This is a genomic window from Bradyrhizobium sp. Ec3.3 (genome assembly GCF_000472925.1).
GTDB lineage: Bacteria > Pseudomonadota > Alphaproteobacteria > Rhizobiales > Xanthobacteraceae > Bradyrhizobium.
On sequence record NZ_AXAS01000016.1, the window covers coordinates 1 to 23554 of the forward strand.

Consider the following 23554-nt stretch of genomic DNA (forward strand, 5'->3'; position numbering starts at 1 on the left):
TTGATCCGTTGCGACAGCCAGACCGCGTGGTCTCCCGAAACCGCCTTCGGCTTGTGACCGCCCATCTGGCCCGGAGCAACGCTGCCGGTCTCATCGACCCGCTTCATCCAGCCAATTGCCGTGCTGATCGCGACCCCAAACTGCTTGGCTGCCTGATTGCGGGACATCCCGCCCTCGATCGCGGCCACGACACGCTTGCGAAGATCCAGAGAATAAGGCTTGCCCATCCATGCTGGCCTCCGCCCAGCCAGCATGGTGAATCAGAAACAGCCTGATTTGGGAATCCCAAATCGATTCAACCTAACCCCATCCCGCTTTAGTTCCTTGTAATCATTATGTTATTTCCTCTTTCCCGGTTCCCGCAAGGGGAGAAGGAAGAAAGCGCGCGCGGCCTACTTCTGCGGCGGGCCGAGGTCGAGCGGGGGCAGGTCGATCTGCGGCACCTCGATCTTCACCTTGTCGAGATCGACATTGACCGGCTTGTCGAGCAGGCCCGTCACCACGGACGGGAAGACGATCACGAGCAGCACCATGATCATCTGCAATCCGATCCAGGGCACAGCGCCCCAATAGATGTCCGAGCTCTTCACCGAGCGCGGCGCGACGCCGCGCAGGTAGAACAGTGCGAAGCCGAACGGCGGATGCAGGAACGAAGTCTGCATGTTGACGCAGAGCATGACGCCGAACCAGATCAGCGCGGCGTCGGGGCCGACCACCGGCGCCAGCATCTTCTGCGCGATCGGCGCGATCATCGGCAGGATGATGAAGGCGATCTCGAAGAAGTCGAGGAAGAACGCGACGAAGAAGATGAAGAGGTTGATGAAGATCAGGAAGCCCCAGACGCCGCCGGGCAGGGAGGTGAGCAGGTGCTCGAGCCAGACGCCGCCGTTGCAGCCCAGGAACACGATCGAGAAGCAGGTCGAGCCGATCAGGATGAAGGTGACCATGCAGGTGATGCGCATGGTCGTCTCGTAGCCCTGCTTGATCAGGTCGCGCAGATCGGGGATGCGGGCCGCCTCGATGCAGATCCAGGCGACGGCAAGGTAGGTGATCGCATAGGCGATCTTGAAGACGATGTTCTCGCTGAACAGCATCGCGACGATCGTGCCGATGCCGGCGGTGATGACGCCGATGATCAGGATCTTGCGTCCCGTGGAGGAAAAGTCCTTGTGGTGGATGGCGGCGAGGACGATGGCGCCGACCGCGCCCATCGCGCCGGCTTCGGTCGGGGTCGCAAGGCCCAGCATCATGGTGCCGAGCACCACGAAGATCAGGACCGCGGAGGGGATGATGCCGAGCAGGCATTTCTTCCAGAGCGCCCATCCGGTCAGCGTGCGCGCCTCTTTCGGCACCGCCGGAACGTGGCTCGGCTTGAAGATGCCGAGCATGAAGGTGTAGCCGGCGAACAGGATGATCTGGAAGATCGAGGGGCCCCAGGCGCCGAGATACATGTCGCCGACGGACTTGCCGAGCTGATCGGCGAGCACGATCAGCACCAGCGAGGGCGGCACGAGCTGCGTGATGGTGCCGGAGGCCGCCAGCACGCCGGTGATGTAGCGGATATTGTAGCCGTAGCGGATCATCACCGGCATCGAGATCAGCGCCATGGCGATGACCTGCGCCGCCACCGTGCCGGTGATGGCGCCGAGGATGAAGCCGACGATGATGACGGAGTAGCCGAGGCCGCCGCGGATCGGCCCGAACAGCTGGCCCATGGAATCCAGCATGTCCTCGGCAAGCCCGCACCGCTCCAGCACCGCGCCCATGAAGGTGAAGAAGGGAATGGCGAGCAGCAACTCGTTGGCGAGCACGCTGCCAAACACGCGGCCCGGAATCGCCTGAAGGAAGTTCAGGTCGAAGAAGCCGAGATGGATCGCGAGAAAGCCGAAGGAGAGGCCGAGCGCCGCCAGCGTGAACGCGACCGGGTAGCCGATCAGCATCGCGATCACCAGGCCGCCGAACATCATCGGCGGCATCATCTCCAGCGTAATGGTCATTGGGTCGGTCTCTCGTACTTGGCGTCGATCGTCACATAGCCCTGGAGAGCCGCGATACGCTTGATGACTTCAGACACACCCTGCAGCGCCAGCATGACGAAACCTGCGGGGATCACGAACTTGATCGGCCAGCGGATCAGGCCGCCGGCGTTGCCGGACATCTCGCCGACGTCATAGGCCTGCATGAAGAACGGCCATGAGAGTTTTGCGAGCAGGAGGCAGGAGGGGATCAGGAAGAAGAGCGTGCCGATCAGGTCGAGCCAGAGCTGGCCGCGCTCGGACAGCATCAGGTAGAAGATCTCGACGCGGACATGCTCGTTGCGCTTGAAGGTATAGGACGCGCCGAACATCACGAGCACGGCGAACATGTACCATTGCAGTTCCAGCCAGCCGTTCGACGAGTAGCTGAAGGCGTAGCGGATCATGGCATTGGCGGCACTGACGAGGCACGCCAGCAGCACCAGCAGGTTACAGATGTTGCCGATCTTTTCATTGAGGAGGTCGATGGCGTTGCTCACCGCCAACAATGGACGCATCTTACTTTTCTCCGCCGCGGCCTTTATTCATTGAGGCGCAATTCATTGGGGCGAATTCGCATGCATCGCTCGGCCGGCGTGCGGATGCACGCGACTTTACGGCTCATCGTCCGGAGCGATTGCAGCGATAGTCCTCCCCCTCATGCCTTGCCGTCTTGACCGCGACCATCGAGGGTCGCGCCGGTTTATGCTGCCGGGCGAGCCAAGGCGCAGGCACCATTTCAGCGGCTTGTCGCGCCGTCAATCGGAAAATGGGCAAATTGACGCGCGGTCAGGGGGTTAGGGTTGCGGAAGATACGGTGATTCTACGCGTCGAGATCGGGATTATTGTCTGATTGCTCTAGCCGCCGGTGACGCTCATGTGCCGGCTGACGCTCGGGCGGTTGTGCCGGCGGTCGATGATGAAATCGTGCCCTTTGGGCTTGAGGCCGATCGCACGGTCGATCGTGGCCGCTAGCAGCGCATCCCCAGTGGACTCCCGCAGTGGCTTGCGCAAATCGGAGGCATCCTCGTGACCGAGACAGGTGTGCAGCGTGCCGGTGCAGGTGATGCGCACCCGGTTGCAGGCTTCGCAGAAGTTGTGGGTCATCGGCGTGATGAAGCCGAGCTTGCCGCCGGTCTCCGCGACGCTGACATAGCGCGCCGGGCCGCCGGTCGTCTCGCTTAAGTCCGTCAGCGTAAATTGCTGGGCAAGCCGCGCGCGCACCAGCGACAGCGGCAGATACTGGTCGATGCGGCCCGAGCCGATCTCGCCCATCGGCATCACCTCGATCAGCGTCAGGCCCATGCCCTTGCCGTGCGCCCACTGCATGAGCGAGGGGAGTTCGTCCTCGTTGAGGTTTTTCAGTGCCACGGCATTGATCTTCACCGCGAGCCCGGCCGCGCGTGCCGCCTCGATGCCCTCCAAGACCTTGTCGATCTCGCCCCAGCGGGTGATCTCGCGAAACTTCTGCGGATCGAGCGTGTCGAGCGAGACGTTGATGCGGCGCACGCCGCAATCGGCGAGTTCCCGCGCGTGCTTGGCCAGCTGCGTTCCATTGGTGGTCAGCGTCAATTCACCGAGCGCGCCGCTCGCGAGGTGGCGCGACAGCGAGCGCACCAGCGACATCACGTTGCGGCGGACCAGGGGCTCGCCGCCGGTCAGCCGCAGTTTCTTCACGCCCTTGGCGATGAAGGCCGAGCAGAGCCGGTCGAGTTCCTCCAGCGTCAAGAGGTCCGCCTTGGGCAGGAAGGTCATGTCTTCCGACATGCAGTAGAAGCAGCGCAGGTCGCAGCGATCGGTGACGGAGACCCGCAAGTAGGTGATGGTCCGGCCGAACGGGTCGGTCATCGGGCTCGACAGCGGGGACAGGGGACTCACAGCGGGTCCGTTCATTCAACAAGCCTTGTCACGATCACTATCACCGCGGTTTGCGCGGTGACAAATACATTAGATGCAATCTAAGCATCCCCGCGATTGCCGACAATCGTGCGCTGCACCGTATTAGCGCGTGGGGGCGGGGGCTTCGGGCGGCGGCGCGATGGCAGGCGGTGCCGAGTTCGGGTCGGGGAACGGAGAGCCCGCCGAGGCGGGCGCTGCTGCTTTCGGCGCCTTCGGCTTCTTCGGTCGGTGCGGCTTCTTCACTGGTTTCGGCGGCACGGCCGGTTGCAGCTCGACGAATGCCGGATTTGGATCGGTCGTCACCGAGGCGGGTGTGGAGAAATCGCCGGGGGTCTTGATAACGTTCACTGGCACTGAGGCCGGCAGAAACTGGTTCAGCGTGTAGTTGACCGTGAACGGCACATCCGACGCCGGAACCGAGACCGCGCAGGGGGTTTTGCAGCCCGGGCCGAGCGAGGTGACGGCCTCGGCGCCAGGCGGGTTCGATTCGAGTCGGACCTGGACGGCGGGGGGCGTCGACTTGAACATGTCCCACGAGACCGAGGAGCAGCCGGCCAGGCTCGCACCCGCAAACGCAATCGCGATCACACGATGCATGACCATCACAACTCACTGCGACGAACCGCTGCAATCCCCGAGCGAACCTTAGGTGCGTCGGTTTGCCCGCGCAACGGGCCGGGTGCGTATAGCTAATAGACGGTTAATGTTTCGGTTTACGTAACGATATCAAGCGCTTGCCTCGGCGCTTAGGCGCCCCATCAGGCTCGTCGCCGCCGCCGGCAGGTCGCGCATGTGATGGATCAGGCGGTCCGGCTTGAGTTCCTCGATTGGCACATCGGTATAGCCGAAGCTGACGCCGATCACGGGAACCCCGGCACGCCGGGCCACCCCAACGTCGGTTCCGGCATCCCCGACCATGATGCTGGCGGCGAGCTGTCCGCCGGCGCGGGCCACCGTCTCGCGCAGGATGGTCGGGTCGGGCTTCTGCACCCCAAAGGTATCGGCGCCGCAGATGGCGGCAAAGCGCCGGGAGAGGCCCAGCGCGTCGAGCAGCCGCCTGGAGAGCCATTCGAGCTTGTTGGTGCACACCGCGAGCCGGTGGCCACGCTCCGCGAGGTGGTCGAGCGCGGCCTCCAGCCCCTCGAACGGGCGCGATTCATCGGCGATATGGTCGGCGTAATAGGCGATGAAATCCGCCGTCAACCGGTTGATGTCCTCGACGCCGACGATCCGGCCTTCGGCCTCCAGGCCCCGCTCGATCAGCTTGCGGGCGCCGGCGCCGATCATATTGCGGGCCGATTGCATCGGCACGGGCGACAGCCCCTCGCGATCGAGCACGTGGTTCAGCGCGCTGATCAGGTCGGGCGCCGTATCCACAAGCGTGCCGTCGAGATCGAAGACGATGGTGTGAGCGGTCATGATCATGCGCTACCGGCAAGGCGGAGCTTCTGCAAGCGGACCGGCCATAAGATCAGCTTATAACCTCGTTCCGCAGGCCTGTTCTCCGGGCCAAAACGGGGCTAGATAGGCCGCCGAATGCGACTTATTTCGGCGGTCTCTCAAATGAGATCTCAAGTGAGACCTTGAAGCCACACACAAAGGGCAGGCCCGAACGTGGACATGGACCAGTTGAAGCGACAGGCGGCTGCTCGCGCCCTCGAGGAGGTGCGCGACGGCATGCAGCTCGGTCTCGGCACCGGATCGACGGCCAAGCATTTCGTCGAGCTGCTCGGCGAGCGGGTGCGCGCCGGCCTCAAGGTGATCGGCGTGCCGACCTCGGAAGCCACACGGGCCGACGCGGTCCGTTGCGGCGTGCCGCTGACCACGCTGGACGAGATCGACCATCTCGACATCACGGTCGACGGCGCTGACGAAGTCGATCCCGAGCTCAACCTGATCAAGGGCGGCGGCGGCGCGCTGCTCCGCGAGAAGATCGTCGCGGCTGCCTCCGATCGAATGATCGTAATCGCTGACGACAGTAAATGGGTGGCGACGCTCGGCCGTTTTCCGCTGCCGGTGGAGGTCATCCCGTTCGGGCTTGGCGCGACACGGCGGGCGATCGAGAAGGCATTTGCGCAATCCGGCGTTTCCGGGCAAATGGCGCTCCGCAAGGCCAAGGACGGCCACGTTTTCGTCACCGATGGTGGCCACTGGATCCTCGATGCCCATCTTGGACGGATCGAGGATCCGGCACGGCTCGCGGTCGCCTTGAGCGCGATCCCCGGCGTGGTGGAGCATGGACTGTTCATCGGCTTGGCCGGCTCTGCCGTCCTGGCGGGCGGCGAAGGAATCCGCGTGATTGAACGGCGAAAGCCGAAAGGAGACTAGGAATGAAGAGCGTTTTGAAGATGCTGCCCGTGGCAGGCCTCGCCCTGGGACTGGCTGGCCTGGGATTGGCTTTTGGCGCCGTCCCGGCGGCGGCACAGCAGGCGGCAGCGCCCAAGGCCTCGCCCGCGGCGATGGCGGCCGCCAAGGAAATCCTGACCATGAAGAACGCCAGCGCGCTGTATGCCAACGCCGTTCCCGGCATGGTGGAGAAGGTCAAGGGTGCGCTGATCGGGCAGAACCTCAACTACCAGAAGGACCTCAACGAGCTGGCACCGGTGGTGGCGCAGCAGCTCGCCGGCCGTGAGAAGGAGATCGGCGACGGCATGGCGCAGGCCTACGCCGCCCAGTTCACCGAGCAGGAGCTCAAGGATCTCGTGGCGTTCTACAAGTCTCCGCTGGGGCAGAAGCTGATTAACGCCGAGCCGCGCGCGATCGAACAGGGCATGGCCTTCACGAATTCATGGGCGCAGAATTTCTCCGAGATCGTCGCGAGCGCGTTCCGCGCCGAGATGAAGAAGCGCGGCAAGGATATGTGACGAGGAAGAAAGGCAGAGAGGTCGGAGTGGACAATGGCTGAATTCGACGTCGACCTCTTTGTCATCGGTGGTGGTTCGGGCGGCGTGCGCGCCGCTCGCATCGCGGCCGGTCACGGCGCACGCGTGATGATCGCGGAAGAGTACCGCATGGGCGGGACCTGCGTGATCCGCGGCTGCGTGCCGAAAAAGCTGTTCGTGATCGGATCGCATGTCCGCCACGAGATCGAGGATGCCGCGGGCTTCGGCTGGACCATTCCGTCCGCAAGCTTCGACTGGCCGACGCTGATCGCCAACAAGGACAAGGAGATCGCGCGGCTCGAGGCGGCCTACACAACGAATGTCGAGAAGTCGGGCGCGCGCATCGTCAAGAGCCGCGCGGTGATCGAGGACGCTAACACCATCCGCCTGCTCGAGAACGAAAAGACAATCACGGCAAGATACATCCTGATCGCCACCGGAGGCGCGCCCAACCATGGCTCGGCGATCCCCGGCATCGAGCATGTGATCTCCTCCAACGAAGCGTTTCATCTCAAGAAGTTGCCGAAGCGGATCGTGATCCAGGGCGGCGGCTATATCGCGCTGGAATTCGCCGGGATTTTTGCCGGCTTCGGCTCCGACGTCACCGTGATCTATCGCGGCGACAATATTTTGCGCGGTTTTGACGACGACGTCCGCGCTCATGTCCGCAGCGAGATGGAGAAGCAGGGCATCACCATCCTGACCGGCTGCACGGTGACCAAGGTCGATCGTTACGGTGACGAGTTCACCAGCCATCTGTCGAACGGCTCGAGCGTCGCCTCGGACCAGGTGATGTTCGCGATCGGCCGCCATCCGGCGGTCGCCAATCTGGGCCTCGAGAAGGCCGGCGTTGCCATCAACCCGAAGAACGGCGGCATCGCGGTCGACGGGTTCTCGAAGAGCTCGGTCGACAGCATCTACGCCATCGGCGACGTCACCCATCGCTTCAACCTGACGCCGGTCGCGATCCGCGAGGGCCATGCCTTCGCCGATACCGTGTTCGGCAAGCGCGAGGTGCGGGTCGACCACGCCAACATCCCGACCGCCGTGTTCTCGCAGCCGGAGGTGGGCACCGTCGGCCTGACCGAGACCGAAGCGCGCGCGCAGTTCAGCCACGTCGATATCTACAAGGCGACGTTCCGCCCGATCAAGGCGACGATGTCCGGCCGCGACACCCGCGTCTTGATGAAGCTCATCGTTGACGGCACCTCCGACCGCGTGCTCGGCTGCCACATCGTCGGCGATGCCGCCGCCGAGATCATCCAGGCGGTCGCCATCGCCGTGAAGATGAAGGCGACCAAGGCCGATTTCGACGCCACCATCGCGCTGCATCCGACCGCCGCCGAAGAGCTCGTCACCATGCGCACCCCGACCGCGCGCCACGTGCGGCAGGCGGCGGAGTAGGGGCGCCTTACGCGCCGACCTTGCCGTGGTCGGCGTTCTCCTGCCGTTCGCGATCGCCGAGCTCGCGCACCAGCTCCTGGAGGAACGACTCGGTGTAGGCGGGCAGGACCCGTTCGGCGCGAACATAGACGCCGAGGTCCGACCACACCGGACTGCCGTCGTTGTCCAGCGGCAGGAATTTGAGCTGTCCGCTATTGGCGAGGCGGCCGATGCCGATCTGGGTCTGGATCGCAACGCCGACGCCGCGCGCCGCAAGCTCGCGCATCAGGTCGATGGAATTGGCCTGCACGGCGGGCTCGGGCGTTTCGGCAAGCTGCGCGATGAGCGGTTGCAGCAGGTGGTAGATCGACAGCTCCGGAAGCGCGTGAATGATCGGAAAGGCGAGGCATTGCGCCAGCGTCACGGTCCGGCGCCGCGCCAGCGGATGATCGGCCGCAACGATCGCCCCTAACCGGAAGCGCTTCAGCGCGACCTGGCGCAGATCCTGGGGATGGCGCAGCGCCATGGCAATGCCGATGTCGGCTTCGCCGCGGCTCAGCGCGTCCAGCACGTCGGCTGATCCCATCACCTGCGTGGTGAAAGTGACGCGGCGGGCGCGGCCGCGATGCGACGCGATCAGGCCGGGCAGCAGCGATTCAGCGAGCGACTCGATGCAGGCGATGCTCACCGAGCCGCGCCATGTCCCGGACAGCGACTGGACGTCGGAGCGAAAGCGGTCGTGGTCCTGGAGCACGGTCATGACGTGCCGGGCGAGCATCTCGCCGACCGTGGTCAATGTCAGCCCGCGAGCCGTCCGCTCGAACAGCGGCGCGCCGATCTCCTCTTCCAGCTTGAGAACCTGCCGGCTGACCGCCGAGGAGGCCACGTTGAGGGTCCGCGCCGCGGCGCGGATCGAGCCGGTCCGGCGCACGGCGTGGAAGTAGTACAGGGCGGGGGCATGAAATCGCATCGCGCGACTATAGCTGTTGCCGATTCGGCAGCAAGGCGTACGAAATTCTCTGCTTTTCGAGAACAGCCTCTGGCCCTAGTTTTCGCCCGCGGCGGCCAGGGGGCGCGGCCGAACAGGGGGATTTGGGCGGTGGACGGGAAAAGCGCGTGCGCGCTGGCGGCGGAGCCGCACGGTTTGATCGATCGGCGCCGCGCGGCCGCCTATGTCGGCGTCACCGCCGGCCGCTTCGAGCAGCTGGTCCGCGACAGTGTCGTGCCGCCGCCGGTCATGGTGGACAGGAGCCGCCGATGGCCGGTCGCAGCACTCGATCTCGCCAAGCAATCGGTCAGCGCAGGGGCGACGAAGGCGGCGGTGGTCCCGGAGACTGCGCCGTGCGGCGAGCCGATCGAGCCATCGCGGGTGTTGCCCGATGAGGCCTGGCTCCAGCAGAGGGCAAAACTGGTGCGGCGGGTCCGCAGGTCGCTGCTGTCGGGCAACGAGATCCGCGCGTTGCGCGAGTTCAGGGCGCAGCGACAGAGCCAGATCAGCATGCACGGCTATTACGGGAGCTTCGAAGCGCTGATGGTCCGCGGTTACGTCGTCGAAATCGCGCGCAAGCCGCCGTCGAGCCGTCCGCTGGTGACCTACCGCTTGACGGAGCTCGGCGGACAGGTGCTCTCAGCGCTCAGGGACGAGTAGGGGGCGCGACTTCACTTCAGCACGGCGCACACCGTGGAATGCTCGGCTTCGACCGCGCAGGGCGAGGGCGTCGCGATACGCTGCCACCACGCATCGAGCGCGTGGCGCTCGCAGCGGAGCTTGACGCTCATGCCGCCGGCGAACTTGATCCAGTCGGCGAAGTGGTCGTTTGCAACCGCGATCACCACGGGGATGTCGGCGTTGAACGCCCGCTCGATCAGATAAGCCAGCCCCTTGCCATTGCGCTCCCGTTTGCCGAAGCGGTTGATGATGACGAGGTCGGCGCCATGTGCCAACGCCTCGGCGATCTGCTCGCCGGCGTTCTGGAGCCGCGCAAGATCGAGCCGGCAACCGCTCGCGGCGGGATCGAAGTCCTGCGCCAGCAGCAGTTTCTCGCCGTTGTGAAGCAGCACCGCCGACAGGCTGGAGTCCGCGCAATGGCCCGCCTGCACCATGCCCACGACCCGCAACCCGCGCGCATTCAGGTCGGCCGCGAAGCCGCGCAAGATGGTGTCGGGATCCTGATGCGGTTCATAGACCAGGGCGGCAAGATCGCTTTGTGCATCGAACATCGTCCGCCTCCGCTTGAGTGAGAATGAGCGGGGCCGCGGCGGTTGCGCAGCGACCCCGGATTTCGCCTCAGGCCGCAGGCGGCCCGTTGATGATCTGAAGCTGGGTGAATTCGGCAAGGCCCTCCTCGGCGAATTCGGTGCCGATGCCCGACTGCTTGGCGCCGCCGAACGGGATGTTCGGAGCCATGTCGAGATGCTTGTTGATCCACACGGTGCCGGACTCGAGCTGGCTTGCGACCTCGTGGGCGCGCTTGACGTCGGACGACCACACCGAGGCGCCGAGGCCGTAGGTCGTGGCATTGGCGCGGCGGATCACGTCGTCCTTGTCGGAATATTTGATCACCGGCAGGACGGGGCCGAACTGCTCCTCGTCGACCAGCTTCGAGCCCTCCTGAATGTCGCGCACGATGGTCGGTTCGATGAAATAGCCGGGACGGTCCATCGCCGAGCCGCCGGCGATGACGTTGCCGTTCTTGCGCGCGTCCTCGAGAAACGTTTTCACCTTCTCGTACTGCATCTTGTTCTGCAGCGGCCCGAGCTTGGTGCCCTGCTTCGATCCGTCATCGACCACGGTGTTCTTGGCGATCGCGACCAGCTCGTTGCAGAGCTCGTCATAGACGGACTCGTGGACATAGAGCCGCTTGATGGCGAGGCAGACTTGCCCTGAGTTCTGGAACGCGCCTTCGAAGATTCCCGGCGCGACCTTCTTCGGATCGACGTCGTCGAGCACGATGCCGGCATCGTTGCCGCCGAGCTCGAGCGTGATGCGCTTGAGCGTCTGCGCTGCGCTCGCCATGACCTTCTGGCCGGTGGCCGAAGAGCCGGTGAAGGAGATCTTGCGGATATCAGGGTGCTTGGTCATCTCGCCGCCGAGATCGTTGGCGTCGGTGATGACGTTGAGCACGCCTTTCGGCAGCACGTCCTTGACGAGCTCGGCAAAGCGCAGCGTCGCGAGCGGCGTGGTCGGCGCGGGCTTCACCACCAGCGTGTTGCCGGCGAGCAGCGCCGACGGCAGCTTGAAGCTGAGGATAAGCAGCGGATAGTTCCAGGGAATGATGGCGCCGACGACGCCGAGCGGCCGGCGATACGCCTCGACCTTGCGGTCGCCGGAGTTCTCGATCACCCGCATCGGCAGCTCGAGCGAGCCGAGATAACGGAAGAACGCGGCCATGCCGAGGACCTCGCCGGTGGCGTCCGTGAGCGGCTTGCCCTGCTCGGCGGTCAGAAGGCGCGCGAGCTCGCCGGAATTGGCCTCGATGACGTCAGCCATCTTGATCACGAGCTTGCGCCGCTCCTCGATCGGCGTCGCGGCCCAGGCCGGGTAGGCGGCTTTCGCCGCGGCCACGGCCGCGTCGAGCTGGCTCTTCGAGGCGCGCGGGCACTGCGCCAGTACGTCCTCGGTCGCGGGATTGAGCACGGGCATGGTCAGGTCGCCGGGCACCATCTTGCCGTCGATGAGAAGGTTGTAGTCGCTCATTGGCTTGTTCGCTCCCTGTCAAAACGGGCCGTTCGGGCCTCGCTATATCCATACGTATATCACGCATTCGGTGAGTGAGCCATGCTGTGCGTTTCGAGCGGTTCCAAAAAAGGCGGCTGGACGAGGCGGCCGATATCGATATATCGTGAGCGATATAGCGAAGGCGTGCATTTGTCGGAGCGTGCAATGGAAATCAGCGTCAAATCGCTCACGACCTGCGAGGTCGCGCCCGATGGCGGCGCGATCGCGCTGCGGTTCGAGGATGCTGCGGGCAAGCCTGCCGAGGTCCGCGTCTCGCTCAACCAGGTCGGCGCGCTGATCATGACATTGCCCGGCCTGCTCGAAGCCGCGCTGAAGGCCCGCTATGGCGACCAGAGCCTGCGCTACGCCTATCCGCTGGCAGCCTGGGTGGTCGAGCAATCAACGGACACGACCCAGCGCATCATCACGCTGGAGACCGAGGACGGCTTCAAGGTCCGCTTCTCGATCCCGAAAGCCGAGCAAAGCCTGCTCGGCGAGGCGCTGATCCAGCCGGCACCGGAGATGGCGGTGCGGCCGAACTAGGGCAATCCCGCGCGCCGCAGATCCACTAATCCATCGAGATCGACGTGCTCACGCGTGCCCGGGCAGCGGGCATTGCGGTCACCCTCTTACTTTGTTCTTACCCGAGGTGGAAAAGAGGCGTAGAATTATCCGCCGAAATAGTAGCGCGCGACCGGCAATCGTCCATTCGCATTGCAGAACCCAAGTCCAGTGAACTGAGGGGTTTCATCGAAGCCGGAGCGACTATCGTTCGGCTAAGAGCGAGGGCCACGCAGTTGCAGGATAAGCCCGAGCAAACAAGGCTAACGCAGCGGCGGGGGAGCGCGCTGATAAATATGGCCGTCGCAGCGCTGATTATTGCTGCGCTGTATTTCGGCCGGGAAGTTTTCGTTCCGGTCGCTCTGGCCGTTCTCTTGAGCTTCGTTCTCGCGCCTTTCGTCATCCGCCTCTATTCATGGCGAGTTCCGCGCACGGCTTCCGTACTCGTAGTCGTCTTCTTCGGATTTGCGATCATATTCAGTTTAGGCGGGCTCATGGTATCGCAGGCAACGCGCCTTGCCGCCAAGCTGCCCGGATATCAGCAAACGCTGAGTGACAAGATCGAGAGCCTTCGCGGGCTGATGGGCGGTTCTGGAACGTTGGAACAGGCCTCTACCGTTCTCAAGGAACTGGGGACGGAGCTGCAACATGGTGAGGCGACGACTGGTCGGCCGGACAATGGGCTCTCGAGACAAGCGTCAGATAGAACGCTTCCGATACCCGTTGAGGTCAAGCAGCCCGACCCGGGTGCTCTGACGACGCTCGCCAAAATTATCGAGCCTTTGCTTTCGCCGCTCACGACGACTGGAATCGTCGTCATTTTCGTAACTTTCATCCTGTTGCAACGCGAGGATCTGAGGAATCGCCTGGTCCGTCTTGCGGGCTCGAGCGATATTCAGCGGACGACGGCCGCCCTTGACGACGCGGGCAAGCGCCTGAGCAAACTCTTCCTGACCCAGATCATCTTCAACGCGGTGTTCGGTCTGGCAATCGGCTTGGGTCTCGAATTGATCGGCGTGCCCTCCGCTCCGTTGTGGGGGCTGCTAGCGATGATCCTAAGATTCGTTCCGTATATTGGTGCGCTGATCTCAGCCATATTTCCGCTCATTCTCGCTGCCGCTGTTGGTTCGGGCTGGCAAATGCTGGTGCTGACAGCTCTGTTGTTCGTGGTTCTGGAACTGCTCGCCGGCCAGGTACTTGAACCATTGATCTATGGCCATAGTTCTGGCCTGTCTCCCGTCGCAATCATCCTGTCTGCGTCATTCTGGACGTGGCTCTGGGGTCCGGTCGGACTGGTCATGGCGACGCCTCTGACAATATGTCTCGTTGTCGTGGGACGGCATGTCGAGCGGCTCAAGTTCCTTGAAATCATGCTGGGCGACCGACCTCCTCTGAGTCCGCCTCAGCTGGCTTATCAACGAATGCTGGCGGGGGATCCTCTTGAAGCCGCGGAGCAAGCACATGAGTTCCTCAAAGGGGCGTCACTTGAGGAATACTGCGATACGATCCTGCTCGAGGGACTGAGGCTCGCGGAAGCCGACCGCCGATTGGGCCATCTCGACGAAGAACGGCTAAATCGCATTGCTTCGACCGTCGACGAGCTGGTGGCCGACCTGGAAGCGCACCACGATTTGGACTCACCGGCCTTGGACATGAGCGCGAACCCCGGTGCCGCGATCGCAATTGAGCAGGCAAGGGCGCAACGCAAGTTGATCGAGGAAGAAAGCAGATCACCGCGTTCGGTGCTCTGCATTCCAGGATCCGGAAAGCTCGACGAAGCGACGGCGCTGGTGTTGTCCTATTTGCTGCGGCACCGTGGTATCGAGGCGATCGCGGAAGAAGCGGACGCGCTATCAACGGCGAAATTCTTTTCGCTCGATATGACGGATACCTCGCTTGCGTGCCTCTGCTACGTCAGTCAACCGTCCACCGCCAAGATTCAAGATGTCGTTCGCAGGCTCAATAAGAAGAACGCCGATACCCGCATTCTGCTCGCCCTGTTCGGAACAGGTGCCGCCACGCCGACGATGGGTGCGGTTGGTGCGACGGTTTGTGCTGGATCATTTGGCGCCGCGTTAGACGCAATAGTTCAGACGGCTGCCAGGCAGCGCGACCCTACAATCGTCGACACCAAAGATATTACTGCTACCTAACACGAGTCGGCGCGTTCGGACTCACGCCTTGCGCGAGCGCTTGATGTCCGTCCTCAGCGCCATCAGCTCCTTGCGCACGGCGCGCGCGGCGTCGCGCTCGATCTTGCGGTAGCGCGCGACGAGGGCGGTGCCGAACGGGGTCAGCATCGCGCCGCCGCCGTTCTTGCCGCCGGTCTGGCGCTCGACTGCGGCGTGTCCGCAGATACGGTTGATCTCGTCCACGAGATCCCAGGCGCGCTTGTAGGACATGTCCATGGCGCGGCCCGCGGCCGAGATCGAGCCGTGCTCCCGAATATTCTCCAGGAGCTGGATCTTGCCGGGCCCGATCCGGTCCTCGGCGTCCAGATCGATCCGGACGCTCAGTTGGGGAAGCGATTTTGCGCCCAAGCGCGACATGACTGGCTCTCTTCGGTCGTCCAGCGCGAGATTGCCACCACGCAGGCCGGCGAACAAGGTAAACGGGACGGATATCCCTTACGGCGATTTTATGAACGGCGCGCCGCGTTCCCGCGGCTGCTGGTCGCAGCTCGGCCGGCTTGATTTGGCCTGGGCGAACTTTATCTCTCCCTTCAACAGAATCCGGGCCCCTCTGACGAGGCCGCCGATCCCTCGGCCAACCTCGTGATGTCGGATGACCTGTCCCGCGCGCGAATGCGTTTGGATTGGACGATCGTTGGGCCCAGCGCACCTGCTCTCATCGACCAGCCATCCTCATCGCTTCCCGCGTGCGGTCACAACCGTAAGCTTGAGGAGCTATGATGCCTGACGCAGAAGCTTTGCGCCCCATCCAGGGCGAGATTACCGAACCTTCCAGCCTGCACGAGCAGGCCGCCGCCGCGCTCGTGATTGCCGGCGCGCTGGTCGCCGTCGCCGACCGCCGTGTCGCCGCGGTCGAGCGCGAGGAGGTGACCCGCTTCATCCGGGAGCGCGGGCTCGCCCCGCATGTCAGCGAAGCGCGGCTTGCTGCGATGTTCGACGAGCTCGCGGAGCGGCTGGAGCAGCCTGATTTCGCCAATGTCGTCATCGACACGCTCCGCCCGGTCTCGGACCTGCCGCTGGCCGCGCATCTCATCGACATCTCCGAGCGGGTCGCCGCGGCGGACGAGGACGTGCATCCGCATGAGGTGCAGGCGATCAAGCTGCTCCGCCTGCTCACGCTGGTGCTGCCGCGCTCGAAGCCGGTTAGCCGGGTCACGCCGCGCGGCGAGGGCCGCCTCGCATCCGGAGCGTGAGCATGCGCGCAGGCACCGACGATCACGCGAGGTCGCGCGAGCGCGCCACCGGCGAGGCCGCCGGCGGCGATCCGCGCCTTGACGCGCTCGTCGGCCGCCTGCCGCCGCGCGTTAGCGGCACCGTCACCTACCTGCTGCGACCCTCGAACCGCTGGGTGCGGATGCCCGCCGGCGCGCTGCTGGTCGTCGGCGGCGTGCTGTCGTTTCTGCCGGTGCTCGGCATCTGGATGCTGCCGCTCGGCCTTGCCCTGCTTGCCGAGGATGTGCCGGGCTTGCGCTCGCAGCGCTCGAAAGTCCTGGACTGGATCGAGCGCCGCAAGCCGCACTGGCTCGGTGCAGCCTCGCGTCCGAATGATCAGACATGAGCGAATTCATCACCCCCGAAGCGCTGACGGCGCTGTTTCAGGTCGTCCTGATCGACCTCGTGCTCGCCGGCGACAATGCCGTCGTCATCGGCCTTGCCGCGGCGGGCCTGCCTGCCGGCCAGCGCCGCCGTGCCATCATCGTCGGCATCGCGGCTGCGACCGTGCTGCGCATTGTTTTCGCCGGCGTTGCGACCCAGCTCCTCCAGGTGCTCGGCCTTCTGCTGGCCGGCGGCGTGCTGCTGCTGTGGGTCTGCTGGAAGATGTGGCGCGAATTGCGCGAGCAGTCGTCCCACGCCGGCGTGCTGGCGCTCGGTCATGCCGGGGCCGGGAGCACGACGCATGCGCAGGCGCCGCGCAAGACTTTTCGGCAGGCGGCGCTCCAGATCGTCGCCGCCGACGTCTCGATGTCGCTCGACAACGTGCTGGCTGTCGCGGGCGCCGCACGCGAGCATCCGTTCATCCTGGCCTTCGGCCTGTTGCTGTCGGTCGCGCTGATGGGCGTCGCCGCAGATCTGCTCGGCCGCGTGCTCCAGAAGCAGCGCTGGATCGCCTATGTCGGCCTCGCCATCATCGTCTACGTCGCCTTCGAGATGATCTGGCGCGGCTCGGTCGAGCTCGCGCCGGTCATCGCCAGCCTCTGATCCAAGCCTTTCCGACTTCTTTTCGGAAAACCGCTTCGCACTTTTCCGGATCATGCTTGTCGGAAACGTCTTGCTGTCAAGGAACGAGCGAGGACACCGCCAGCGTCACCACGCACGGACGATCAGTCAATGACAGAGAAGTTTCCGCCGCCTTACCCGGTCGGATCAGACCCGGCCGACGATCAGTTTGAGGGAGCCGCCAAAGGAGGGCAATTTTCGATGCTCGCCAAATCGCTCGTCCCAGTGGCCGGACGCCAGATCGCGGCCGAGGGCATCCTCGAAGCGCTGCACTGCATCGTCGTCGACGAAGCTCCAAGCTGAGCAGGCGAGCCGCGCGGCGGGATCAAGCAGCATCTCCGGCCGGCCGTAATAGGCTTCATTGAAGCCATCGGTGCAATCCAGCGGAATGGGAACGGACAGGATCTCGGAGTTGGCCCCGAGTGCCTGCGCAATGTCGTGCACCGGCGGATATCTCACCGACTCGACTGCGATCACCTCGGGGCAATAGGCGTCGAGCCAGAAGCGATCGAGTTCGCTCGGCTCGCAGCTCATGATGATGACCGGACCGCGTGTGACCCGCCGCATCTCGCGCAGGCCCGCATTGAGATCTTTCCATTGATGCACGGAGAAAGTCGACATCGCGGCGTCGAAGGAAGCGTCCTTGAAGGGGAGGTTTTCGGCAACGGCGTCGATCGCTGCGGGAAGATGCGGCGGGCGCTGGTCGCGCATCGACTGTGAGGGTTCAACCGGGGTCACCGTGCGGTCCTTCGGTTCGTACGAGCCGGCACCGGCCCCGACGTTGAGAACGGTCTGTGCATCGCCAAGCGCGTCCCCGATCAGGCTGGCGATGCGCGGGTCGGGACACCGAAAATTCACATAGCCCTTGCCGATCGCACCGTAATTGGCGTCGCCGGCACTGCCGTCCTGATGACGCGGCGATTCGTTTTGCATGAAGGCTCCTACGGCGCAGCCGTGCGCAGCGATGCGTCACGGTGCCCGATCTGGCGAAGCCAGTCGGAGAATACGCGATCAGCCTCGCGCGCAAGTCCGCGTGAGAGTTCTGCGGTCCGTGTCCGAAGCTGCGACACCGAAATTTTTGTCGCCGCAAGCTCGATAGCGTGGCCGACATACCATTCCTCGAGTTGCCGCGGATCGGCCTCGAGGTGGAATTGCAGCGCCAGCGCATGGGCGTCGCAGGAGAATGCCTGGTTTTCGTAGTTCTCGTTGGCGGCAAGCCGCGTCGCGGAAGCCGGGAGATCGAACGTGTCGCCATGCCAATGCAGGACCGGCGTGGTGCCGGCAAGCGGTTTCAGGCAGGAGGCGAGGCCTGACTCCGTCAGCGAGACCGGTCCCCAGCCGATCTCCTTGACGTGACCAGGATAGACGCGGGCGCCAAGTGCCTTCGCCATGAGCTGCGCGCCGAGGCAGATGCCGAGTGTCGGAAGATCCCGGCCGAGGCGGTGCTCGATGAGCGCGATTTCCCGCGCGATGAACGGATAGCTCTCGGTCTCGTAGACGCCGATCGGGCCGCCGAGAACGACGAGGAGATCGGCATCCCTGATCGAGGGATGGCTGAGATCGTCGACCGGTGCGTCGCAGAAGGAAACGTTCCAGCCTTCGCGCTCCATGACCGGCGCGAGCAGGCCGAGATCCTCGAAGGCGACGTGACGGAGCGCGACGGCAGATCGGCGGCGTTGAAACATTCAGCAAGTCCTGTTGCGCGAGTTAGCCGGGCCAGCATCCGCTATATTCAAACTGATATAGCGTGTCCCGGACCTCGTCCAGTCGGTTCGGGCTAATGCGGCGTCGACATGACCGCATGGCTTCACCGTACGGCGTGCATCTCCAAAAAGGCCTTCACGCCGGTGACGTCGCCGGTATCGGTCGGCTGGTAGCCCGGGAGGACGGCGACAGCGGCCCGAAACTCGGCGCTGCGGATGATCTCGAGGATGCGCCGCATCGGCTCGGTATCCAGGAATGCGCGCTTGCAGACGAAGAAATAGTCCTCGGTCACGACCCGGATGAAATCGAGGCCGAAATGCCGGGCGGCCGCTTCCACGCCAAAGCTCACGTCCGCCATACCGCTCGCGACATAGGCGGCGACTGCGGCGTGAGTGAATTCGATCTGCTGTGCGCCGTTGATGCGGCTCTCGTCGATGCCGTTCGCGGCGAGCAGCTGGTCGAACAACAGGCGCGTGCCGGAATCATGGTCGCGGTTGACGAAGCGTACCCTGGGAGCGGTCAGATCCTGGATCGATCCGATGCCTAGCGGGTTGCCGCGCGCAACCATCAGCCCCATCTCGCGCGTGACGAAATTGATGATGCGGTCCTCACGCGGATCGAGCCATTCGCGCGCCGCCTTGATGCCCTGCGCTCGCAAGGCGCCGTGCGGCAAGTGGAGGCCCGAGAGGTCACAGGCGCCCTGCGCCAGCGAGACCAGCGAATGCTGGTTGCTGACATAGCGCAGGTCGACGCCTATGCCGGGCTCGCGGTCGAGGAACTCGCGAAGCTTCGCGACCGCAAAGCCGTGGCTGGCATGAACGCGGATCACCGAGGGGCGCTGCTCGAGGAACGGCTTGATCTCGCTCGCCAGTTCCTGCGCGAGATTGTCGAGCTGGGGTCCGAGCCGCGCCTGCATGCGTTCGCCGGCCCATACCAGCCGCTCGCCGAACGCGGTGAGCTTGGTGCCCTTGCCGCGCTGGGTCTCGACGAGAGGCGTGCCGAAGAACTCCGACCATTGCTCGATCAGATTCCAGACGTGCCGATAGGACAGATGCGCGTCATTGGCTGCGCTGGTGATCTTGCCGGTCTTCCTGATCTCGTTGAGGACGCCGAGCATGATCACGGCGGTGCGCGGGCTTCCTTCGCGGCGAAACCGCCAGACGGCCTCGATCTCGATCTGAAGCATTGGCTTTCCTTATGAAGTTCGCTTCATATGAGAAGCGTCCATTTGCACACGATATCATATTTACTACAGCCAGTCGGCGCCTAGTCTGGCATACCAGAACAGGAGGAAATATGATGTCTGTTGCATATGACTTTGCGCACTCGCCGGCCAGCGAGTTCATGTCCCGGCCGCAGCATCTATTGATCGACGGCCGCCGCATCCCCGCCAGCTCCGGGCGTACCTTCAAGTCTCTCAATCCTGCGACCGGGCAGGTCATTGCTACCATCGCCGAAGGCGACGAGGCCGATGTCGAGCACGCGGTGGCGGCTGCGCGGCGCGCGTTCGAGGGCTCCTGGCGCACCATGCGCGCCTCCGAACGCGGTCAGATCCTGCTCCGCTGGGCGGAGCTTCTCAAAGCCCACGCCGACGAGATCGTCGAGCTCGAGTCGATCGATGCGGGCAAGCCGATCGCTGCAACGCTGCGCCAGGATTTCCCGGCTGCCGTCGACACTTTGATCTACTACGCTGGCTGGGCCGACAAGATCAGCGGCGACGTCGTGCCCGTGCGCGACGATGCCTTGACCTACACGGTGCGTGAGCCGGTTGGCGTCGTCGCGGCGATCGTGCCCTGGAATTTCCCGCTGATGATCGGCATGTGGAAGCTCGCGCCCGCGCTCGCCTGTGGCTGCACCGTGGTGATGAAGCCGGCCGAGCTGACCTCGCTGTCGGCGCTGCGCATCGCCGAGCTTGCCCTCGAAGCCGGCCTGCCGCCGGGCGTCTTCAACGTCGTCACCGGTCCGGGCCGCGTCGTCGGTGATGCGCTGGTCAATCATCCCGATGTCGACAAGGTCACCTTCACCGGCTCGCCGGGTGTGGGGCGCGGAATCATGAAAGGCGCAGCCAGCAACTTCAAGCGAGTCTCGCTCGAGCTAGGTGGCAAGTCGGCCAACGTCATCTTCGACGACGCTGATCTCGAAGCAGCCGCGAAGGCAGCCGGCTCCGGCATTTTCTTCAACGCAGGCCAGGTCTGCTCGGCCGGCTCCCGCGTGCTGGTGCAGGAGGGCGCTTATGACGAGGTGGTGGAGCGGCTCGCCGCCCGCGCAAAATCGCTGCGTATGGGCGATCCGCTCGATCGCAAGACCACGCTCGGCCCCGTGATCTCCGAAAAGCAGATGAAGTCGATCCTCGACTATGTCGATATCGGACAGAAGGAGGGCGCAACGCTCGTCACGGGCGGCGAGCGGGTCGGCGATCGCGGCTATTTCATCAGCCCCGCCGTGTTTGCAAATGTCGAGCACGAGATGCGGATCTCGCAAGAGGAGATCTTTGGTCCCGTGGTCAGCGTCATCAAGTTCAAGGACGAGGCCGACGCGCTGCGGATCGCCAACGGCACGGCCTATAGCCTTGCCGCCGGCGTCTGGAGCCGCGACATCGGCAGGCTCCAGCGTATTGCCAAGAAGGCGAGGGCAGGCACCGTCTGGATGAACACCTATGGCTACACCGACGTGCGCCTGCCCTGGGGCGGCGAGCGCGACTCCGGCCTCGGCCGCGAGCATGGCACTGCCGCGCTCGACAATTTCACCGAGCCCAAGGCGGTCTGGATGAACCTCGCCGTCTGACGGAGACGGATCGCGTGACGGCGGCCGGAGCATCCCGTAAGGAAGCTCAGGCCGCCCGGGCCGGTGGGCCTGCGGCCTCGAGCTCGGCGACTTCCTCGTCGGTAAAGACTCGGCTGCGTGTCAGAAACCGCACGCCCTCGGGTGCTTCGACGGAAAATCCCGATCCGCGTCCGGGAACGACGTCGATGATGAGCTGGGTGTGTTGCCAGTACTCGAACTGCGCGGCGCCGATATAGAAGTCGCATCCGGCGATATTGCCCAGCAGCACGTCCTGCGGTCCGACCTTGAAATCGCCGACCGGATAACACATCGGTGCCGAGCCATCGCAGCATCCGCCGGATTGATGAAACATCAGCGCGCCGTGCTGGGCCTTGAGACGTTCGATGATTTCGGCGGCCTTTGGTGTGATCTCGACCCGGTTGACCATGGCGTGCATCCCATAAAAAAGGGGCGCAAGCGCGGTCAGGCCGCGCCTGCGCCATCAGGCGGCGAACGATCAGAAGAAGCCGAGCGCCTTGGTCGAATAGCTGACGAGGACGTTCTTGGTCTGCTGATAGTGATCCAGCATCATCTTGTGGGTCTCACGCCCGATCCCGGACTGCTTGTAGCCGCCGAACGCTGCGTGCGCGGGATAGGCGTGATAGCAGTTCGTCCAAACACGGCCGGCCTGGATGGCGCGGCCGAACCGGTAGGCACGGTTGCCGTTGCGGGTCCAGACGCCGGCGCCGAGCCCGTACAGGGTGTCGTTGGCGATTGCGAGTGCGTCTTCCTCGTTCTTGAATGTCGTGACGGAGACGACCGGTCCAAAAATCTCTTCCTGGAAGACCCGCATCTTGTTGTTGCCGGCGAAGATGGTCGGCTCGACGTAGTAGCCTTCGGCGAGTTCGCCTTCCAGCTTGGCCCGGTTGCCACCAGTTAGAACTTTTGCGCCTTCCTGCTTGCCGATGTCGAGGTAGGACAGGATTTTCTCGAGCTGGTCGTTCGAGGCTTGGGCGCCGATCATGGTGCTGGGGTCGAGCGGATGGCCCTGCTTGATCTTTTTGGTGCGCGCGACCGCTTTCTCCATGAATTTGTCGTAGATCGACTCCTGCACCAGTACGCGACTCGGGCAGGTGCAGACCTCGCCCTGATTAAGTGCGAACATGGCAAAGCCTTCGAGTGCCTTGTCCAGGAAGTCGTCATCGGTCTCGGCGACGTCGGCGAAGAAAATATTCGGCGACTTGCCGCCGAGTTCTAGTGTCACTGGAATGAGATTGTCGGACGCATATTGCATGATCATGCGCCCCGTCGTCGTCTCGCCGGTGAAGGCGATTTTGGCGATCCGTTTGTTCTGCGCGAGCGGCTTGCCGGCCTCGATGCCGAAACCGTTGACGACGTTGACGACGCCTGGCGGCAGGATGTCCGCGATCAGCTCCATCACGGCGAGGATGCCGAGCGGGGTCTGTTCGGCCGGTTTGAGCACCACGCAATTGCCCGCGGCCAGCGCTGGCGCCAGCTTCCAGGTCGCCATCAGGATCGGGAAGTTCCAGGGAATGATCTGGCCGACGACTCCGAGCGGCTCATGGTAGTGGTAGGCGACAGTGTCGTGGTCGATCTCGGAGATGCCGCCTTCTTGGGCGCGTACCACGCTGGCGAAATAGCGCCAGTGGTCGACGACGAGCGGCATGTCGGCATGGGTCGTCTCACGGATCGGCTTGCCGTTGTCGAGCGTCTCGACGAGCGCGAGCAGGTCAAGATTGGATTCGAGCTTGTCGGCGATTTTGTTCAGGAGCCGGGATCGCTCCTGCACCGACGTCTTGCCCCAGACGTCCTTGGCCTTGTGCGCAGCATCGAGCGCAAGCTCGATGTCGGCGGCGGTGGAGCGGGGCACGGCGCAGAGCTTCTTGCCAGTGATTGGGCTCGGGTTATCGAAATACTTGCCTTCCACCGGGGCCACCCATTTGCCGCCGATGAAATTGTCATAGCGTTCGCGGATAAGGAGTTGTTTCGAGATTTGGTCGAGCGCTTGCTGGAACATGCATTTCCTCCGTGGGATTGACGAGTTTTTTTGTACTTGTCGTCTGCGGTCCCGCGCCTGGTTGACCGTGTGCGCCGATCGCGGCGGTGCAGCACGACGCAACAGGTTGGCTAGGAGCGCAGCAGGCTCCAGCAGCGAGTGGGGATTCAGTTATCCCGGCGAAACCATCAGGAATTCTGCGC

The 23554-nt window shown here is 64.0% G+C and carries 25 protein-coding genes; 10 read left to right on the forward strand and 15 right to left on the reverse strand.

Going from position 1 to position 23554, the window contains the following annotated elements:
- From YUU_RS0117770 to gph, 6 genes are all read right to left on the reverse strand, one after another.
- On the reverse strand, nucleotides 1-227 hold a 227-nt coding region (locus YUU_RS0117770; RefSeq protein WP_027523787.1), incomplete at its 3' end, for an IS630 transposase-related protein.
- Nucleotides 228-392: 165 nt separating this feature from the next.
- Nucleotides 393-1997 (reverse strand): TRAP transporter large permease subunit, encoded by a 1605-nt coding sequence (locus tag YUU_RS0117775; RefSeq protein ID WP_027523608.1) that lies wholly within the window; start codon nucleotides 1995-1997, stop codon nucleotides 393-395.
- A complete protein-coding gene (locus tag YUU_RS0117780) occupies nucleotides 1994-2533 on the reverse strand; it encodes a TRAP transporter small permease subunit (protein ID WP_027523609.1) in 540 nt (179 codons plus the stop codon). The genes YUU_RS0117775 and YUU_RS0117780 overlap by 4 nt, the downstream gene beginning before the upstream one ends.
- A gap of 340 nt (nucleotides 2534-2873) precedes the next feature.
- On the reverse strand, nucleotides 2874-3908 hold the full coding sequence (gene moaA / locus YUU_RS0117790) for a GTP 3',8-cyclase MoaA (RefSeq protein WP_027523610.1): 1035 nt from the start codon (nucleotides 3906-3908) through the stop codon (nucleotides 2874-2876).
- Between the two features lie 108 nt (nucleotides 3909-4016).
- The gene (locus tag YUU_RS0117795) at nucleotides 4017-4511 is read right to left on the reverse strand and encodes a hypothetical protein (RefSeq protein WP_027523611.1); all 495 of its coding nucleotides are present in this window, start codon (nucleotides 4509-4511) and stop codon (nucleotides 4017-4019) included.
- A gap of 129 nt (nucleotides 4512-4640) precedes the next feature.
- Complete coding sequence (gene gph, locus YUU_RS0117800) at nucleotides 4641-5336, reverse strand: phosphoglycolate phosphatase (protein WP_027523612.1); 696 nt, start codon at nucleotides 5334-5336, stop codon at nucleotides 4641-4643.
- A gap of 192 nt (nucleotides 5337-5528) precedes the next feature.
- Here gph and rpiA point away from each other — a divergent pair, with 192 nt between their 5' ends.
- From rpiA to gor, 3 genes are read left to right on the forward strand one after another with little or no spacing between them, the layout of a single operon-like run.
- Nucleotides 5529-6242, forward strand: a complete 714-nt coding sequence (gene rpiA, locus YUU_RS0117805) for a ribose-5-phosphate isomerase RpiA (protein WP_027523613.1) — start codon at nucleotides 5529-5531, stop codon at nucleotides 6240-6242.
- A gap of 2 nt (nucleotides 6243-6244) precedes the next feature.
- Nucleotides 6245-6778, forward strand: coding sequence for a DUF2059 domain-containing protein (locus YUU_RS0117810; protein WP_027523614.1), 534 nt, complete (start codon nucleotides 6245-6247; stop codon nucleotides 6776-6778).
- A 33-nt stretch (nucleotides 6779-6811) separates the two neighbouring features.
- Nucleotides 6812-8200 carry a glutathione-disulfide reductase gene (gor, locus tag YUU_RS0117815; protein WP_027523615.1) on the forward strand — a complete coding sequence of 463 codons (1389 nt, stop codon included), beginning with the start codon at nucleotides 6812-6814 and terminating at the stop codon, nucleotides 8198-8200.
- A 7-nt stretch (nucleotides 8201-8207) separates the two neighbouring features.
- Here the strand turns inward: gor and YUU_RS0117820 are convergent, their stop codons facing one another.
- Nucleotides 8208-9149, reverse strand: coding sequence for a LysR family transcriptional regulator (locus YUU_RS0117820; protein ID WP_027523616.1), 942 nt, complete (start codon nucleotides 9147-9149; stop codon nucleotides 8208-8210).
- A 129-nt stretch (nucleotides 9150-9278) separates the two neighbouring features.
- Here YUU_RS0117820 and YUU_RS0117825 point away from each other — a divergent pair, with 129 nt between their 5' ends.
- The gene (locus YUU_RS0117825) at nucleotides 9279-9827 is read left to right on the forward strand and encodes a hypothetical protein (RefSeq protein WP_035662655.1); all 549 of its coding nucleotides are present in this window, start codon (nucleotides 9279-9281) and stop codon (nucleotides 9825-9827) included.
- Nucleotides 9828-9838: 11 nt separating this feature from the next.
- Here the strand turns inward: YUU_RS0117825 and YUU_RS0117830 are convergent, their stop codons facing one another.
- Nucleotides 9839-10399 carry a DUF2478 domain-containing protein gene (locus YUU_RS0117830; protein ID WP_027523618.1) on the reverse strand — a complete coding sequence of 187 codons (561 nt, stop codon included), beginning with the start codon at nucleotides 10397-10399 and terminating at the stop codon, nucleotides 9839-9841.
- Nucleotides 10400-10466: 67 nt separating this feature from the next.
- Nucleotides 10467-11876, reverse strand: a complete 1410-nt coding sequence (locus YUU_RS0117835) for an aldehyde dehydrogenase family protein (RefSeq protein ID WP_027523619.1) — start codon at nucleotides 11874-11876, stop codon at nucleotides 10467-10469.
- A gap of 186 nt (nucleotides 11877-12062) precedes the next feature.
- Here YUU_RS0117835 and YUU_RS0117840 point away from each other — a divergent pair, with 186 nt between their 5' ends.
- Nucleotides 12063-12440 (forward strand): hypothetical protein, encoded by a 378-nt coding sequence (locus tag YUU_RS0117840; protein WP_027523620.1) that lies wholly within the window; start codon nucleotides 12063-12065, stop codon nucleotides 12438-12440.
- A 314-nt stretch (nucleotides 12441-12754) separates the two neighbouring features.
- Entirely contained in the window at nucleotides 12755-14611 is a 1857-nt protein-coding gene (locus YUU_RS0117845) for an AI-2E family transporter (RefSeq protein ID WP_051389787.1), read from the forward strand.
- A gap of 21 nt (nucleotides 14612-14632) precedes the next feature.
- Here the strand turns inward: YUU_RS0117845 and YUU_RS0117850 are convergent, their stop codons facing one another.
- On the reverse strand, nucleotides 14633-15007 hold the full coding sequence (locus YUU_RS0117850) for a winged helix-turn-helix domain-containing protein (protein WP_027523622.1): 375 nt from the start codon (nucleotides 15005-15007) through the stop codon (nucleotides 14633-14635).
- 362 nt (nucleotides 15008-15369) lie between these two features.
- Here YUU_RS0117850 and YUU_RS0117855 point away from each other — a divergent pair, with 362 nt between their 5' ends.
- From YUU_RS0117855 to YUU_RS0117865, 3 genes are read left to right on the forward strand one after another with little or no spacing between them, the layout of a single operon-like run.
- Complete coding sequence (locus tag YUU_RS0117855) at nucleotides 15370-15843, forward strand: TerB family tellurite resistance protein (RefSeq protein ID WP_027523623.1); 474 nt, start codon at nucleotides 15370-15372, stop codon at nucleotides 15841-15843.
- 2 nt (nucleotides 15844-15845) lie between these two features.
- The gene (locus YUU_RS0117860) at nucleotides 15846-16208 is read left to right on the forward strand and encodes a hypothetical protein (RefSeq protein ID WP_027523624.1); all 363 of its coding nucleotides are present in this window, start codon (nucleotides 15846-15848) and stop codon (nucleotides 16206-16208) included.
- Nucleotides 16205-16849 (forward strand): TerC family protein, encoded by a 645-nt coding sequence (locus YUU_RS0117865; RefSeq protein ID WP_027523625.1) that lies wholly within the window; start codon nucleotides 16205-16207, stop codon nucleotides 16847-16849. The genes YUU_RS0117860 and YUU_RS0117865 overlap by 4 nt, the downstream gene beginning before the upstream one ends.
- A gap of 165 nt (nucleotides 16850-17014) precedes the next feature.
- Here YUU_RS0117865 and YUU_RS0117870 read toward each other — a convergent pair whose 3' ends face one another.
- From YUU_RS0117870 to YUU_RS0117880, 3 genes are all read right to left on the reverse strand, one after another.
- Nucleotides 17015-17800, reverse strand: a complete 786-nt coding sequence (locus YUU_RS0117870; RefSeq protein ID WP_027523626.1) for a class I SAM-dependent methyltransferase — start codon at nucleotides 17798-17800, stop codon at nucleotides 17015-17017.
- An 8-nt stretch (nucleotides 17801-17808) separates the two neighbouring features.
- On the reverse strand, nucleotides 17809-18552 hold the full coding sequence (locus tag YUU_RS0117875; RefSeq protein ID WP_027523627.1) for a glutamine amidotransferase: 744 nt from the start codon (nucleotides 18550-18552) through the stop codon (nucleotides 17809-17811).
- A 122-nt stretch (nucleotides 18553-18674) separates the two neighbouring features.
- On the reverse strand, nucleotides 18675-19757 hold the full coding sequence (locus YUU_RS0117880; protein WP_027523628.1) for a substrate-binding domain-containing protein: 1083 nt from the start codon (nucleotides 19755-19757) through the stop codon (nucleotides 18675-18677).
- Nucleotides 19758-19870: 113 nt separating this feature from the next.
- Between YUU_RS0117880 and YUU_RS0117885 the strand changes: the two genes are divergently transcribed.
- Nucleotides 19871-21355, forward strand: a complete 1485-nt coding sequence (locus tag YUU_RS0117885; protein WP_027523629.1) for an aldehyde dehydrogenase family protein — start codon at nucleotides 19871-19873, stop codon at nucleotides 21353-21355.
- 46 nt (nucleotides 21356-21401) lie between these two features.
- Here YUU_RS0117885 and YUU_RS0117890 read toward each other — a convergent pair whose 3' ends face one another.
- Together YUU_RS0117890 and adh are read right to left on the reverse strand one after the other, a co-directional pair.
- Nucleotides 21402-21782 (reverse strand): DUF779 domain-containing protein, encoded by a 381-nt coding sequence (locus YUU_RS0117890; protein ID WP_027523630.1) that lies wholly within the window; start codon nucleotides 21780-21782, stop codon nucleotides 21402-21404.
- Between the two features lie 69 nt (nucleotides 21783-21851).
- A complete protein-coding gene (gene adh, locus YUU_RS0117895; protein WP_027523631.1) occupies nucleotides 21852-23372 on the reverse strand; it encodes an aldehyde dehydrogenase in 1521 nt (506 codons plus the stop codon).
- Nucleotides 23373-23554 lie beyond the last annotated feature (182 nt).

Excerpts from the sequence above, each read along its gene's own strand:
- YUU_RS0117880 (WP_027523628.1), bottom strand. The coding sequence starts at position 19,757 with ATGCTTCAGATCGAGATCGAGGCCGTCTGGCGGTTTCGCCGCGAAGGA.
- YUU_RS0117860 (WP_027523624.1), top strand. The coding sequence starts at position 15,846 with ATGCGCGCAGGCACCGACGATCACGCGAGGTCGCGCGAGCGCGCCACC.
- YUU_RS0117830 (WP_027523618.1), bottom strand. The coding sequence starts at position 10,399 with ATGTTCGATGCACAAAGCGATCTTGCCGCCCTGGTCTATGAACCGCAT.
- YUU_RS0117855 (WP_027523623.1), top strand. The coding sequence starts at position 15,370 with ATGCCTGACGCAGAAGCTTTGCGCCCCATCCAGGGCGAGATTACCGAA.
- YUU_RS0117835 (WP_027523619.1), bottom strand. The coding sequence starts at position 11,876 with ATGAGCGACTACAACCTTCTCATCGACGGCAAGATGGTGCCCGGCGAC.
- moaA (WP_027523610.1), bottom strand. The coding sequence starts at position 3,908 with ATGAACGGACCCGCTGTGAGTCCCCTGTCCCCGCTGTCGAGCCCGATG.
- YUU_RS0117875 (WP_027523627.1), bottom strand. The coding sequence starts at position 18,552 with ATGTTTCAACGCCGCCGATCTGCCGTCGCGCTCCGTCACGTCGCCTTC.
- YUU_RS0117795 (WP_027523611.1), bottom strand. The coding sequence starts at position 4,511 with ATGCATCGTGTGATCGCGATTGCGTTTGCGGGTGCGAGCCTGGCCGGC.
- YUU_RS0117845 (WP_051389787.1), top strand. The coding sequence starts at position 12,755 with ATGGCCGTCGCAGCGCTGATTATTGCTGCGCTGTATTTCGGCCGGGAA.
- adh (WP_027523631.1), bottom strand. The coding sequence starts at position 23,372 with ATGTTCCAGCAAGCGCTCGACCAAATCTCGAAACAACTCCTTATCCGC.
- YUU_RS0117870 (WP_027523626.1), bottom strand. The coding sequence starts at position 17,800 with ATGCAAAACGAATCGCCGCGTCATCAGGACGGCAGTGCCGGCGACGCC.
- YUU_RS0117775 (WP_027523608.1), bottom strand. The coding sequence starts at position 1,997 with ATGACCATTACGCTGGAGATGATGCCGCCGATGATGTTCGGCGGCCTG.
- YUU_RS0117840 (WP_027523620.1), top strand. The coding sequence starts at position 12,063 with ATGGAAATCAGCGTCAAATCGCTCACGACCTGCGAGGTCGCGCCCGAT.
- YUU_RS0117850 (WP_027523622.1), bottom strand. The coding sequence starts at position 15,007 with ATGTCGCGCTTGGGCGCAAAATCGCTTCCCCAACTGAGCGTCCGGATC.
- YUU_RS0117885 (WP_027523629.1), top strand. The coding sequence starts at position 19,871 with ATGTCTGTTGCATATGACTTTGCGCACTCGCCGGCCAGCGAGTTCATG.
- YUU_RS0117865 (WP_027523625.1), top strand. The coding sequence starts at position 16,205 with ATGAGCGAATTCATCACCCCCGAAGCGCTGACGGCGCTGTTTCAGGTC.
- YUU_RS0117890 (WP_027523630.1), bottom strand. The coding sequence starts at position 21,782 with ATGGTCAACCGGGTCGAGATCACACCAAAGGCCGCCGAAATCATCGAA.
- YUU_RS0117810 (WP_027523614.1), top strand. The coding sequence starts at position 6,245 with ATGAAGAGCGTTTTGAAGATGCTGCCCGTGGCAGGCCTCGCCCTGGGA.
- YUU_RS0117820 (WP_027523616.1), bottom strand. The coding sequence starts at position 9,149 with ATGCGATTTCATGCCCCCGCCCTGTACTACTTCCACGCCGTGCGCCGG.
- gor (WP_027523615.1), top strand. The coding sequence starts at position 6,812 with ATGGCTGAATTCGACGTCGACCTCTTTGTCATCGGTGGTGGTTCGGGC.
- YUU_RS0117780 (WP_027523609.1), bottom strand. The coding sequence starts at position 2,533 with ATGCGTCCATTGTTGGCGGTGAGCAACGCCATCGACCTCCTCAATGAA.